Raw genomic sequence first — 15,113 nt, forward strand, 5'->3', positions numbered from 1 at the left:
GGTAGGTAGCAGAAGTATAATTACTGTTGTGAATTCTTAGCTTTTACCTTATTGATTAGCAAAATACTGTAACTTTAATAACAATATACATAATTTACTTAAAGTTTTGAGATAAAACGCAGAAGCCAAGACTTATAAACTCTAAATGTTGAACTCTCAACTAAAAAATAAACAGCAATATTTTTATAAATATCGCTGTTTTCTCAAAAGAATTCAGGACAATTTCCACACACCACTAATTGATTCTAGTTTTTTAATTCTGATATCATGTCTGGCAAATTACTCATAATATGTCATTGCGAGTTTAACGAAGTGGAACGATGCAATCGCCTAGACTTTGCAATTACTTCGCTTCTGGGCGAGACGCGAACGCGAACGCTCGTAATGACAAGTATTTAGTCAGACTTGATATGAATTCTGAATTCTTAGATTTACTGTTTAGACTGAATTTGATGAATTAAATCTGTAAAATATTGCCAATCATTTACCTCAGCAATTGGTTGCCAAATTGATTCAATTACAGGTCTAAGCAGTACAGTTTTAGGATTATGTTGAGCTAAGGTTTGGGCAATAACTTCTATCGCATCTAAATCAAAATGATTTAAGATTTTATGGTAAATTATGCACCAATTATCAAAAGTTGCAGAAGTACCCGCCGCTGGTAGAATCTCTGAATTGTGTAGTACACAAGCTGGGTCATCACGCCATTTAGAAGAAAAAGTTCGAGCCATTTCTGAGAAAAATAGATGATAACCAACTTGGCTATCTTTTAAAAATGTTATGGTTAGCTCTAAAAGCTCATCGGCTTCTGGATGGTTCAACTGCTCAAAACCTAACTTTCTCAACATTAAGCGGCGATATTCTGTCCCATAATATTCATTAAAGCTGGCGAGTCCCGCTTCCATGTCAGTTGGCTCAATAATTGCCTTTAATGGTTCTTGCAGCATTTCTAAATTCCATTGGCAAATATTGGGTTGATGACCATAACAATAGCGTTTGTAATAGTCAAAATATGCGGCTGTAAAATATGGGTCATAGGTGGGGATAAATGCGTAGGGGCCATAATCAAAGCTTTCCCCAGTAATCGACATATTGTCAGTGTTCAAAACACCATGACAAAAACCAGCCGCCATCCACTGTGCAACTAGTTCGGCAACTCGCTGGACTAACTCTGCATAGAATAAGGCATATTTATCTTTTTGGCTGACTAAATGACGGTAATAATATTCAATGACATGGTCTAACAGCTTTTTAGTTAGATCTGGACGCTGTAAATAATGAAAACGCTCAAAATTGCCAAAACGAATATGAGAACTGCTCATTCTCACCATGACTGATGAACGAGTAGGAGAAGGTTCATCACCGCGCCACAGAGATAAACCAGTTTCAATCATGCTGAAACAGCGAGAGGTGCGGACTCCCATTTGGTGTAGTGCTTCAGCGGCCAAAACTTCCCGCACCCCACCTTTGAGTGTCAGCATCCCATCGCCACCACGGGAGTAAGGTGTTCTACCAGAACCTTTGGTGCCGAAATCGTATAATTCGCCATTAGTAGCGCGGACTTGACCATAGAGAAAACCTCTACCATCACCTAAGTAAGGATTATAGTTACCAAATTGATAACCGTGATAGCGCAGTGCTAATAAAGGCTTGCGTCCTTGAAATTTGCCAAAAGCGTTGATGAAATGCTCATCTGTAACGGCTTGAGCATTTAGTCCTAAATCAGATAACAGTGCGTCATTACGCCAGCGCAAAATATGTTGGGGAAATTCCTCTGCGGCTACTTCGTCGTAGTAATCATCACCCAAAGATTCTAAGGCTGGTTCGTAGTTGAGGGTGAGCAAAGGATTAAGAGAGTTGTCGTGGTTAGGAGTTTCAGCCAGAGTCATTACGCGCAAAGCTCAAAGGATTATTCCCTTCATCGTACCTCTGACATCAGCAGAGCGCGTCAATTACAAAGTTGATCACACTGACTCAAAGTGTGTATTAAAAAGCTATGTATAGGCTAAGAGCAATAATTAGCATCAATAATTACCTATTATTTTAGGTACATTTTATTGTAGAAGCAAAATATATGATTTCAGTAATAGTTTGCATAGGTAATTATTGATAGATTTTAGGATAAAGGGCATTTCTTAGGCTTAATCATTATGAAAGATTGATTGTTATCATCAATAACCGCCGATATATTACGAATCTTCGTTCTTTTTGCCGCCCACAATAAATTTTTACTTATATGATCAATCTAATATTTTTTTAATAATTATGGGTTAGGACTTAACCAATTTGACGTTAAAACCTGTAAACTAAGTTTCAACGAATTAAGTGATCCCCAAACAAATCTATCAACTCTAATTAATTGTCTCTCCAGTTCGTCATTTTAGCCTTTTGCTCTATGTAATCGGCTCGGCTTGACTTGTTTGAATATAGCTCGAAATTATTTTGTGATTGCACAAGCGAAATTATATTCGACTTGCGTTAATTTTCATGCCTAAAAAAATTTAAATTCAAGTTTTGAGGAGATACATTATGTCAGATTTTTTTAACCAATTTTCTCGCCGCAAATTTATCGTAACAGCTGGAGCATCGGCAAGTGCGGTGTTTCTCAAAGGCTGTTTAGGCAACCCTCCAGAAAATCTGACTGGTGGTAATTCCTCGACTGCGCCAACTGCTCAAACTGTTGCCAATATCAGTCCAGAACAAGCGCCAGAAACTAATACAGTAAAATTGGGATATATTCCGATTGTTGAAGCTGCGCCGTTAATTATTGCTCAAGAAAAAGGCTTTTTTGCAAAATATGGTATGACCAAGGTAGATTTGGCAAAACAAGCTTCTTGGGGTTCAGCGCGAGATAACGTAGAAATTGGTTCGTCTGGTGGTGGTATTGATGGCGGACAATGGCAAATGCCAATGCCACATTTAATTACAGAAGGTTTAATTACTAAAGGGAATCAAAAAATCCCGATGTATGTGTTGGCGCAGTTAATTACACATGGGAACGGAATTGCGATCGCCAATAAGCATAACGGTAAAATTAGCCTGGAAGTTGCTAATGCTAAGTCTCTATTTAAAGAATTAAAATCCTCCACACCTTTTACTGCTGCATTCACTTTCCCCCACGTTAACCAAGATTTTTGGATTCGCTACTGGTTAGCAGCTGGTGGTTTAGACCCAGATGCAGATGTCAAACTACTGACTGTACCTTCGGCGCAAACTGTCGCCAACATGAAAACCGGGACAATGGATGCGTTCAGCACCGGAGATCCTTGGCCATATCGGATTGTGACAGATAAAATCGGCTTTGTGGCTGCATTAACCGCAGAGATTTGGAAAAATCACCCTGAAGAATATTTGGCGATACGGGCTGACTGGGTTGATAAAAATCCTAAAGCGACGAAAGCATTGTTAAAAGGCATTATGGAAGCGCAGCAATGGTTAGATAATTTTGACAACCGCAAAGAAGCAGCCGAAATTCTTGCTGGTAGAAATTATTTCAACTTACCTTCACCCGAAATTTTGGCAGGCCCATATCAAGGTAAATATGACATGGGTGATGGTCGCAAAATAGATGATAAATCAATGGCTGCTTATTACTGGAAAGATGGAAAAGGTAACGTGTCTTATCCCTATAAGAGTCATGATTTGTGGTTCATAACTGAGAGTGTTCGCTGGGGTTTCTTGCCAAAAGATTACATCACCAATAATGCAGCTAAAGCGAAAGAACTCATTAATAAAGTTAACCGCGAAGATATTTGGAAAGAAGCTGCCAAAGAAGCGGGAATTGCTACGGCTGATATTCCCACAAGTACATCTCGCGGTGTAGAAGAATTTTTTGATGGAGTTAAATTTGATCCCGAAAAACCAGAAGCATATCTCAAGAGTCTGAAGATTAAGAAAGTGAGTGTTTAGTTATTTGTCATTGGTCATTAGTCAATGGTCAATAGATATTAATCAGCAGTTTATTATTCATTCAAGGGAAACGGAATTTATGACTTTAGCCCAAAAAAGAGCAGCTAGTCCAAGGTTAGATAACAGTTTTATTTCACAGATACAGAAACAAATTCCGAATCTTGTACCGCCGGCGATCGCACTTTTAATATTTCTCGTAGTTTGGCAATTATTTGCTTGGATTCCTGGCGCAACATTACCAGGGCCAATTCAAGTCATCCAAGATACCTGGATTTTAATTTTGTATCCTTTTTATGACAAAGGCGGTATCGATAAAGGTCTTTTTTGGCAGATTTTAGCTAGTTTACAACGGGTCGCCATTAGTTACACTTTAGCGGCAATTGTGGGTATTGGCGTAGGTGTTTTGATTGGTGTGAATCAAACTATGTCTAAGGCTTTAGACCCACTATTTCAACTATTGCGGACTGTACCTCCTTTGGCTTGGGTTCCCATTTCTTTAGCAGCACTGCGTCAAAACGAACCAGCAGCATTATTCGTAATTTTCATCACCGCAATTTGGCCGATTTTAATTAACACTGCGGTCGGTGTTACTCAAATTCCCCAAGATTACAACAACGTGGCTAAAGTTCTGCAACTCAGCCGCAAAGAATACTTCCTCAACATTTTGATTCCCTCTGCTTTACCTTACATTTTCACTGGCTTAAGAATTGCGATCGGTTTGGCTTGGTTAGCGATTATCGCGGCAGAAATCGTCATGTCTGGGATTGTCGGTATCGGCTTCTTTATCTGGGATGCTTACCAAAATAACAACGTCAGTGAAGTAATTTTGGCGCTAGTTTATATCGGTGTCGTTGGTTTACTCCTGGATAAATTCATGGCTTGGTTGCAAAACCTGATTTTACCAGCAGAACAGAAGTAGTAATTAGTCCAAAGTCAAGAGTCCATAGTCCAAAGTCTAAAAAAACCATTGACCATTGACTCTTGACCCTTCGGGTTCGCTAGTTGCTTCAAGTCGGGAAACCCGCCCAACGCACTAGCTCACCATTGACTCTTGACCATTGACAAAGGACAAATAACAAATGAGCGTATTCGTTGCTGTTGATCAAATTGATAAGGTATTTAATTTAACTGGCGGCGGTCAATATATTGCTTTAAAAGGTATTGACCTGGAAATTAAAAAAGGCGAATTCATTTCTTTAATTGGTCACTCTGGTTGCGGTAAATCCACATTATTAAATATGATTGCGGGTTTGGATTTGCCCACTGAAGGTATTGTGACGCTGCAAGGGCAGAAAATCACCAAACCAGGGCCAGACCGGATGGTGGTATTCCAAAATTATTCGTTATTGCCTTGGCGGACTGTGAGAGAAAATATTGCCTTGGCGGTAGACTCAGTGATGAATGGTTTACCCGCAGATGAACGCAAGGCGATTGTCGAAAAACATATAGATATGGTGGGTTTGCGTCCCCACGCCGACAAACAACCAGGAATGTTATCTGGTGGACAAAAACAACGGGTGGCGATCGCACGGGCTTTAGCAATTCGTCCTAAACTATTACTGTTAGATGAACCCTTCGGTGCGTTAGATGCCCTAACACGGGGTAACTTACAAGAACAGTTAATGCAAATCTGCGAAGAAAATGAAGTCACTGCGGTAATGGTGACTCATGACGTAGATGAAGCTGTGCTGTTGTCTGACAGAATTGTTATGTTGACCAACGGCCCCGAATCTAAAATTGGCGACATCCTCGAAGTTGATATCCCCAGACCCCGCAAACGTATGGAAGTTGTGGAACATCCCAGCTACTACAGCTTGCGGAGTGAAATGATTTACTTCCTCAACCAGCAAAAACGCATTAAGAAACTGCGGGCGCGGAAAACAGCGGATGTTTCCCGTCATGGTTTAGAAAAAGTTAACTTAGAAATTGGCTTCTTACCCCTCACTGCTTGCGCGCCTCTCGCTGTAGCTAAAGAAAAAGGTTTCTTTACCAAGCATGGCTTAGATGAAGTGAACTTGGTGCGAGAAAGTAGCTGGCGGGGTATCGTTGACGGTATCACTGGCGGTTATTTAGATGCAGCCCAAATGCCTTCTGGGATGCCCATGTGGCTAACTTTGGGCGGTTATAAAAACCAACCCTTACCCGTAGTTACCGCCCTCACCATGACCCGCAACGGTAACGCCATCACCTTAGCAAAACGCTTTTATGATGAAGGTGTCCGCACCTTATCTGACTTCAAAAATTACTTACTCCGCACCCGCGAACAACGCCACACAATGGGCGTAGTCCATCCCGCCTCCATGCACAATATGCTGCTACGTTATTGGTTGGCGGCTGGTGGTATTGACCCAGATACGGATGTGGATATGCACATTATTCCACCCGCCCAGATGGTCGCTGACTTGCAAAACAAAAGTATTGACGGTTATTGCGTCGGTGAACCTTGGAACTATCGCGCCGCCGTGGAAAATGTCGGCTTTACCATCGCCACAGACTTAGAAGTTTGGTTAGGACACCCCGGTAAAGTTCTCGGTGTGCGGGAAGATTGGGCAGAAAAATATCCTAACACCCACATTGCCTTAACTAAAGCTTTGTTAGAAGCTTGCCAATACTGTGCAGATCCCCAAAACGTCGAAGAAGTCAGAAAAATTGTAGCGGGGAGAGATTACGTCAGCACTGATTTAGAGTACATCCAACTAGAAGACCCGGATAGCTTAGTTTGTGATATAGACCACCCCCTACGCGACTACGCCCATCACCAGTTTTACTCTGAGTCTGCCATTAACCGCCCCAGCCGCACAGAACAAATCTGGATTATGAGTCAGTTGGCGCGTTGGGGTGATACTCCCTTCCCCAGAAATTGGGTAGAAGTTGTAGAACGAGTTTGTCGGGTGCGCGTTTTTAGTACTGCCGCCAGGGAATTAGGTTTAGATATCAGCTATACTCGCCAACCCATTCAGTTATTTGATGGTACTCCCTTTAATGCTGATGACCCTATCGCCTATCTCAACAGCTTGCCAATTAAACGCGACTTTTCCATTGCGGAAGTCATTCTTGATTCACCCACTAGAAGAGTTGCATAACTGACGGTTGAGTATTTGAGACTCATTAATGAGTCTTGGAACTCCTTTAATGAGTATTTGAACTTCATTAATGAATATCTAAACCTCATTAATAAGCCTCTGAACTCCATTAATGAGCTTCCGAACTTCATTAATAAATATTAAACACTCCATTAAAGAGTATCTGAACTTCATTAATCAAGCTTCAAAGTTCATTTACCAAGCTCAAAACTTCATTAATGAAGATAAAAGGCTCATTCGCGCATCTCAAAAATTCAACATCAAGTTCACGAACAAACCTAACCCCCCAGCCCCCTTCCCTCAGAGGGAAGGGGGAGAAATCAAAGCCTCTCTCTTCGCAGGCTAGGGTGTACACACAAATCATCTGATCCCCCTAAATCCCCCTTTTGAAGGGGGATTTAAGAAAAATTCCCCCCTTTTTAAGGGGGGTTAGGGGGGATCGAAAGGCTACTAGGCAACTTTATAAGACTTGTGTGTACACCCTAGCTCCTCGCAGGAGAGAGGTTTGGAGAGAGGTTTTCCTAATGCTATGAAAAGTCCAGTTCCACCCAACACACTTCACCCTTCACCCACCGCCATGCAAAACCGCAATTTGTCCACCGTCACCGACACCTCCAGAAGACCATTACCAACTCTGACCGACAATAGCAGACATTTTCTCGAAATCAGAGACGTTAGCAAAGTTTATCCCACCAAAAAAGGCCCCTTCACTGTGCTTGATGGTGTGAATCTCAACGTTAACCAGGGTGAATTTATTTGCGTCATTGGTCACTCTGGCTGCGGCAAATCTACGCTGCTAAATATGGTATCTGGTTTTAACTTTCCTACAACTGGGCAAGTGTTACTCGAAGGTCAACCCATCACCAAACCAGGCCCAGACCGGATGGTTGTATTTCAAAACTACGCGCTGTTACCTTGGCGGACTGCATTTGAAAATATTTACTTAGCGGTGAATGCAGTTTACCCCAACAAAATGGAAGCCGAGAAAAGGGCTATTGTGCGGGAAAACTTGGCAATGGTGGGGTTGGCTGACGCAATGGACAAAAAGCCCATGCAAATGTCTGGCGGTATGAGACAGCGAGTTTCTATTGCGCGGGCTTTGGCAATTCGCCCAAAAGTGCTAATTTTAGATGAACCTTTCGGGGCGTTAGATGCAATTACCAAAGAAGAATTACAAGAAGAATTGCTAAAAATTTGGAATGATAATCGCTGCACAGTGTTGATGATTACCCACGACATTGATGAAGCGCTGTTTTTAGCAGATAAATTAGTGATGATGACCAATGGCCCCCATGCCAAAATTGGCGAAGTCATGGAAATTCCCTTTTCTCGTCCCCGCGATCGCGCCCGCATCATGGAAGATCCACAATATTACAAGCTGCGTAACTATGCCTTAGACTTCCTCTTCAACCGTTTTGCCCATGATGATGTAGGTTAAGAAAATTTTTTCCACGACAAAGGTTAGCCTGATAGCAAAAGATAAAAGGTATAGTGATTTTACCTTTCTTCTTTTGCTTTATTTTTTACCCAGTCTCTACCGTCAATACTATGTCTTCCGCATTTGATACATCTTTAGCGAGTGCCAGAATTAATAAGTTTTGGGAACTATCTGCTACCTTTGGGCAAGAAGATAGTGCCAAAAATATCTACTTAAATGAGATTGTCAGCGATCGCTATACCCTGGTGAATGGTCTACAAGTACTTCGAGATGAATTACAATTCGCTGGGGCGAGTATTTCGGATTTAAAAGCTTGTGCCGCAGATTTGAGTTTGCCCAGTGTGATCACCACATTGGCATATACTAACTGTGGCGATCGCATTCACCAAGGAGAATCAACCAGAACCTATCGTGATGTGGTGGCTACTCGGTTCGCTACTTTATCAGAAATTGGCGAGTTAAAAACAGAGACTTTTTTCCCCACTGGCGGCGGTACTGATGATGGTGCAACTTTAGCCCATGTGACTATTGCCCATCAATTAGATGAAACTTGGCGCACTCAAATTTATGCAGGTAATCCCCAGTCTTTTATCCTCGCGGCTATAGATTTAAAAACTCATGTCGGCCGGTTAGATTTAGAAGAACAACTCATCTACGGCAAAACCCAAGAATCTTTGTGGCGCGAACCCCGCGCAGCGTGTGGAGCAATTGTCGGCGCACTGACACACTTCAATCCCCGTAACATCGTCCATCAACGCCTACGCCGTGACTTAGGAGAAGAGAATTATGAGTTTCTCTCTTCTCGCCAAATTGTCGCTGATGATGGTACAGATATTACAATGGCCGTTGCTGCGGCGATCGTGGCCATTCGCGGATTAGAAAAAACAGCGATCGCGTTAGGTAAAGAAATGGACGAAAGAGGTATGGCGCATCTCACCGCTACAACTACCGTCAATGTCCCCTTCCGTGATGACCCAGTAATTTATCTAGCCAGAGCAACAGTATTTAATGGTTTAATTCGCATCCAAGGTTTAGGCGCAGATGCCAGTAAATACAACGGTAAGATACTTCATCATCTGGGCGAAAAACATTTGCGGCTAATTTACGATGACCTCGATAACGATAACTTACCCATTGAAGAAATTCCTTATAGAACCCGGAAATCTGTTGTAGTAGTCCATGATCAACAAGTAGAAACTACTATATTACAGATAGGAAATGGAGAGGAGAAATAAGATATAAATGGGGTTTAATCCTTTCGTGAATCTTGGCAATTCAAAATATAGCGGTATTCAGATATGTCAGGACAAATTGAAAGCTTGAATGCCAGGAATAGTTGCGTAAAAATCTGCATCTACTTTGACTAATTCATCGATTAAAGCTGCAATGGAATAAAGTAATTTTGCAGTGAGTTTTCCAAATTAATAGCTGTTTCCGCTATTTTTGCAATTAAAGGTATATCAGTAATTCAATCTGTATGCAAGGACAGTTAAGACATTTAAGAAAAAACGTAGCAGTTGGTATATTACTGATACTGACAAATGCCAAAATAGACATCAATATTGCCACAAGAAAACTGCGTTTTAACATAAGCTAACTATTCTATATATTTAGAATAGTTATAGCGTTTCCAACTTCGGTGCGGTACAAAATTACCCCTCAGCGATTGTATCCTTCAATTGTGCGATCGCACTAAACTCAATACTTTTTGGATAAAGGTTTTGTCAGCCTAGATTCAGATCCCTCCACCTGCGGCGACCCCCTTAAATTACTAATTTTTGAATAAATACTTAGATGCGGATGTTCTCATCTTGTGAACTATGAAAAAATCATCAACAGCCGATTAATAGGGATAAACTGCTTGTTCTATACTATCCAGATAAATGCAGTAAACGCAGATAAATTTGTCCCTCACTTAGATAGCAAACACTATACAAAGTATTTTTACTGTTAAATACTAGTAACTTTTAAAGCATGTACTTGAATTTCTTTCTTTAGACATAGTGATATTTTCTCACTATTAGCTTGAAATAATCATTATATTTACGAATGACGAAATCTTTATACTTTTTGGAAAATAAAACACAACAATATCTTCTTAACATCTTGAAAATGTTTACACACATTAACAATTTTGGACATCCGGTAAAAAACTATTTAATTAATAAAAACTTATTTTTAGATATCATCCTGGCGATAGTTTACGGTCAAGATAAACAGCATCTTGTCTCTCAAGGCAGCATCAAAAAATTTTTAAGATTGGCAGTAGAAAAGCTACATCATCCAACAGTAGATATAAGATTACAGGGAATTCTAGAATTAGAAAGATTAGCAACTTATAATTACCAACATCACGGGGAAATAATAGAAATTCTCGCCACTTTTGTGCGAGAAAGCTCTCCTCACAAGGCTCACGAGGAGATTCACCCAGATATTCAAGCAGCTTTGAATGTGATGATTAGAAGAGACACTCAAAAATCTTTAGAATCGGCACAAATTGATTTAAGCCATACAGACTTAAGAGGAGCAAATCTCAGTGGTGCAAACCTAGCTGGTGCTAACCTCTATCAAGTTAATTTATCAGGATCTAACCTAGCTGGTGCCAACCTCAGCGGTGCAATTTTAAGCGCAGCTAATTTATCTGAGGCTAATCTTGTTGGTACTAACCTTTCCGAAGCAATTATCAGTGCAGCTAATTTATCTCAAGCAAACCTAGCAAAAGCAAATTTGGTCAGGGCTAATTTTTATCTCGCCAATTTGTTTCAAACTAATCTGCAAGATGCCATCCTGGATGGAGCTAATTTTCGAGAGGCGAAATTTTCCGGATAAGAGATGATAAATGCTGAATAGAGGAATGTTTTCTCGACATTACTATTAATTTACTGACACTCAAGCCTTTGTGCCGCTACTGATCAGGGTGAAAAACTAGTAAATATTAAGAAAATATTAATTATTAAATACTAAGTTGTCAAAATATCATTACAAAGACAACTTAAAGTCATGAAAGTACTATCAATAAAAAGCCGTAACTGCATATTCAAAATTTTAGCGAAATGTTATACTCGTCCCAACCTCTAAGTAATAATTCTGTATTGTGAGGAATATTATTCCTATGTCTGCAAATAAGACAGACAAAATGTTGCGTTGGTTGATAGGTACGACAGTTATATTGGCGATCGCACTGAATATAATTGTTTTTGCTGCCTCCAATAAAAAAGAGTTATCAATTCCGCAGCAAATACAATATAGAACCCAAGCATTAACCACGACTGCCATCATGTTTTTAGGATTAGCAGTGATGATTAATGCTTATTATGCAGGTAAACGGACAGAGGCAATGCAGAAAAATGCGATCGCCTCGGAAAAGAATGTCGAATTGAGTATACAAAATGCTCAAATTTCCCAAGATAGATTGATTGCAGACAGATTTATGGCTGCTATTACGCAGCTAGGTCATGAAAGAATTGAAACGCGCATCGGGGCAATTTATGTTTTAGAACGCATCGCCCAGGACTTTCCCAAAGAACATTGGACAATCATGGAAATCCTCGCGGCTTTTGTGCGGGAAAATACAGGTATTCCCACAGAAGCCGAACTCTTCAAAGAAGAAGATGCACAGCCGATATATTGGGGCAAACCAAAAAGCAGAGTGCTGACAACAAAGCACGGAGAACGCCACAACAGTGAAGAAGCACCTAAAATCCGTCGGGATGTGCAAGCCGCACTGACAATCATTGGCAGACGTAATTCGTTATTAGAATTAGAAAGTCAAAAATTAGATTTACGCAGCATCGATATTCGGCGAGCAGACTTACTAGGAGCCAATTTAGAAAGAGCAGATTTACGCGGTGCAGACCTTTCCGGCTCAGATTTGCGCGGTTCTAATCTCTCTGGAGTCAACCTCCACAATGCAAAACTGGTGCGGTCAATTCTTTATGAAACCAATTTACAAAAAGCCAACTTGCGAGAAGCCAACTTACAAGGGGCAAACTTGAATCGAGCTAATTTGCAAGGGGCAAACTTGCGTGCAGCAAATCTTCAAAGCGCAAGTCTGCGTACAGCCAACTTACAAGGGGCAAATTTGTATAAAGCTAATTTACAACAAGCAACATTAAAAGTTGCTGACCTTTCTGGTGCAAAGTTATTTTTGGCTAACTTACAAGGGGCAAAGTTGGGTAAAGCGAATTTGCATTTAGCTGGACTGATTGGCGCTAACCTACAAGGAGCAAACTTGAATGGTGCTAACTTGTCTGGGGCAAATTTAAACGCTGCCAAACTCCAGCAAACAGAAGTTTTCTTTGCCAACCTCACCGAAGCGAGTTTGACAGAAGCTGATTTATATCAAGCAAACCTGATGGGAGCCAACTTGAATCGGGCAGTTTTATATGAAGCTAACTTGTCTCAAGCCAACCTCATCGGCGCGAATTTATTTGGTACAAACCTGTGTGATGTCAAATTAGAAGGCGCAATTCTCACAGGTGTGAAAAATTTAGACTCACAACAGATTGGCATGGCAGTAGGCGATCGCACAACCCGTCTACCTGATGATGTCGAAGCCCCTACCCACTGGCGACAATCGAGTTAGAAGGCAGGGGGCAGAGGGCAGGGGGAAAATATATTACTCAGCACTTTCAAATCAGCGATTTATGAGAAAATCTTAAAACCAAACATAAAAAATTCTTACACCCCTTAGCCCCTACACCCCATTTTCACGACAGAGGTAATACCACCATTGGAAAAACTCTTAAAAATCTCAAAAATTATTGACACCTGTACAGAATTTATCGGTCGATTTACCAGTTGGCTCATATTAGTCATGGTCATACTGGGGGTATGGAATGTTATCGGGCGATATTTGGGGCGATTTACTGGTAGCAACCTCACCTCCAATGCTTATATCGAAGCTCAATGGTATATTTTTGATTTAGTTTTTTTGCTAGGAGCCGCTTACACTCTCAAGCACAACGAACACGTCCGTGTAGATATTTTTTATAGTAATTGGCAACGTCGGCGCAAAGCCATTGCAGATTTCGTGGGTACGATATTTTTCCTGATTCCCTTCTGCGTGATGGTGATAGTTTTTTCTTGGGATACAATCATTGCTTCTTGGCAGATTCAGGAAAGTTCACCTGATCCTGGTGGTTTACCACGTTACCCAATTAAAGCGATGATTATTGTCGCCTTTGTATTGTTGATTTTTCAGGGAATTTCTCAGGCAATTAAAAACTGGGCAATTATCCAAGGCAGACTAGAAGCAGAGGAGGAACAACATGACACTGGCTTATGAATGGCTAGGGCCAATAATGTTTGCGGGTGCTTTGGTGTTTTTATCCTTGGGATATCCAGTAGCATTTTCACTAGGTGGTGTGGCCATTGTATTTGGCTTATTGGGAATTAGCTTGGGTGTATTTGACCCGATATTTCTCACTGCCATGCCACAGCGGATATTTGGCATTATGGCTAATTACACCCTTTTAGCTATTCCTTACTTTATATTTCTAGGGTCAATGCTAGAGAAATCTGGCATAGCGGAACGGCTTTTAGAAACGATGGGGATTTTATTAGGACGGTTGCGTGGAGGACTGGCCTTAGCGGTGGTGTTGGTGGGAGCTTTGCTGGCAGCTACTACGGGTGTAGTTGCTGCCACAGTAGTAGCAATGGGTTTGATTTCCCTGCCAATTATGTTGCGCTATGGCTATAACAAACAATTAGCCACTGGTGTCATTGCAGCATCGGGTACTTTAGGACAAATTATTCCGCCGAGTGTGGTTTTGGTAGTTTTAGGCGACCAACTTGGTGTATCTGTGGGGAATTTGTTTATTGGTTCGGTGATTCCCGGCTTGATGATGGCCAGTGCCTTTGCGCTTCATGTGCTAATTGTGGCATTTTTGCAGCCGGATGCCGCACCAGCCTTACCTGCGGAAGTGCGGGAAATTGGCGGTAAAGCTTTGGGCAAAAGAGTAATACAGGTGATGTTGCCGCCTTTGGTTGTGATTTTACTGGTGTTAGGGAGTATCTTTTTTGGTATTGCTACCCCGACGGAAGCCGGTGCCGTTGGTTGTGTAGGGGCGATCGCTTTGGCTGCTGCTAACGGTAATCTCACTTTATCATCTCTGCGTCAAGTCTGTGATACCACTTTGCGAATCACCAGTATGGTGGTGTTTATTTTATTTGGTTCTACAGCTTTCAGCTTAGTATTTCGGGGATTAAACGGCGATCAATTTATGTTTGATGTCCTCGCCAATCTTCCTGGTGGCAAAGTTGGCTTTTTAGCCGTCAGTATGATGGTGGTGTTTATCCTCGGTTTCTTTATTGACTTTTTTGAGATTGCCTTTATTGTCATACCTTTATTTGTGCCTGTTGCCCAGCAATTAGGCATCGATTTAGTTTGGTATGGTGTAGTGCTAGGAGCAAATCTGCAAACTTCGTTTTTAACACCACCTTTTGGCTTTGCTTTATTTTATCTCCGTGGTGTTGCACCCCCGGAAGTTACAACATCGGATATTTATCGCGGTGTAGTACCATTTATTCTGCTGCAATTGTTAGTTGTATTGTTAATTATTGTCTTCCCGCAAATTGTGAGTTTCTTACCTTCTTTGGGCAGTTAACATCATCAATACGGGCGATGTTGATTGCCCAAAGCTTTAAAGTAAATGGGTTTGTATTCAGCACTTTGCTATATC

At 41.2% G+C, this 15,113-nt stretch carries 10 protein-coding genes; 9 read left to right on the forward strand and 1 reads right to left on the reverse strand.

The window, feature by feature from the left end:
• Positions 1–431: 431 nt before the first annotated feature.
• Complete coding sequence (locus NCWK1_RS05640) at positions 432–1,889, reverse strand: protein adenylyltransferase SelO (protein ID WP_096581034.1); 1,458 nt, start codon at positions 1,887–1,889, stop codon at positions 432–434.
• Positions 1,890–2,529: 640 nt separating this feature from the next.
• Between NCWK1_RS05640 and NCWK1_RS05645 the strand changes: the two genes are divergently transcribed.
• The 9 genes from NCWK1_RS05645 (at position 2,530) to NCWK1_RS05690 (ending at position 15,038) form a co-directional block, all read left to right on the forward strand.
• The gene (locus NCWK1_RS05645) at positions 2,530–3,909 is read left to right on the forward strand and encodes a CmpA/NrtA family ABC transporter substrate-binding protein (protein ID WP_103124025.1); all 1,380 of its coding nucleotides are present in this window, start codon (positions 2,530–2,532) and stop codon (positions 3,907–3,909) included.
• A gap of 79 nt (positions 3,910–3,988) precedes the next feature.
• Positions 3,989–4,828 carry a nitrate ABC transporter permease gene (gene ntrB, locus NCWK1_RS05650; RefSeq protein WP_096581038.1) on the forward strand — a complete coding sequence of 280 codons (840 nt, stop codon included), beginning with the start codon at positions 3,989–3,991 and terminating at the stop codon, positions 4,826–4,828.
• Positions 4,829–4,988: 160 nt separating this feature from the next.
• A complete protein-coding gene (locus NCWK1_RS05655) occupies positions 4,989–6,992 on the forward strand; it encodes an ABC transporter ATP-binding/substrate-binding protein (protein ID WP_096581040.1) in 2,004 nt (667 codons plus the stop codon).
• Positions 6,993–7,569: 577 nt separating this feature from the next.
• Positions 7,570–8,430, forward strand: a complete 861-nt coding sequence (locus NCWK1_RS05665) for a nitrate ABC transporter ATP-binding protein (protein ID WP_096585359.1) — start codon at positions 7,570–7,572, stop codon at positions 8,428–8,430.
• A gap of 110 nt (positions 8,431–8,540) precedes the next feature.
• Positions 8,541–9,665, forward strand: a complete 1,125-nt coding sequence (locus tag NCWK1_RS05670; protein WP_103124027.1) for a hypothetical protein — start codon at positions 8,541–8,543, stop codon at positions 9,663–9,665.
• Between the two features lie 877 nt (positions 9,666–10,542).
• Positions 10,543–11,259, forward strand: a complete 717-nt coding sequence (locus tag NCWK1_RS05675) for a pentapeptide repeat-containing protein (RefSeq protein WP_103124028.1) — start codon at positions 10,543–10,545, stop codon at positions 11,257–11,259.
• Positions 11,260–11,542: 283 nt separating this feature from the next.
• Entirely contained in the window at positions 11,543–13,015 is a 1,473-nt protein-coding gene (locus tag NCWK1_RS05680; RefSeq protein ID WP_103124029.1) for a pentapeptide repeat-containing protein, read from the forward strand.
• Between the two features lie 147 nt (positions 13,016–13,162).
• On the forward strand, positions 13,163–13,717 hold the full coding sequence (locus NCWK1_RS05685) for a TRAP transporter small permease subunit (protein WP_103124030.1): 555 nt from the start codon (positions 13,163–13,165) through the stop codon (positions 13,715–13,717).
• On the forward strand, positions 13,701–15,038 hold the full coding sequence (locus NCWK1_RS05690; protein ID WP_096581050.1) for a TRAP transporter large permease: 1,338 nt from the start codon (positions 13,701–13,703) through the stop codon (positions 15,036–15,038). The genes NCWK1_RS05685 and NCWK1_RS05690 overlap by 17 nt, the downstream gene beginning before the upstream one ends.
• Positions 15,039–15,113 lie beyond the last annotated feature (75 nt).

The organism is Nostoc cycadae WK-1 (genome assembly GCF_002897135.1).
Classification (GTDB): domain Bacteria; phylum Cyanobacteriota; class Cyanobacteriia; order Cyanobacteriales; family Nostocaceae; genus Nostoc_B.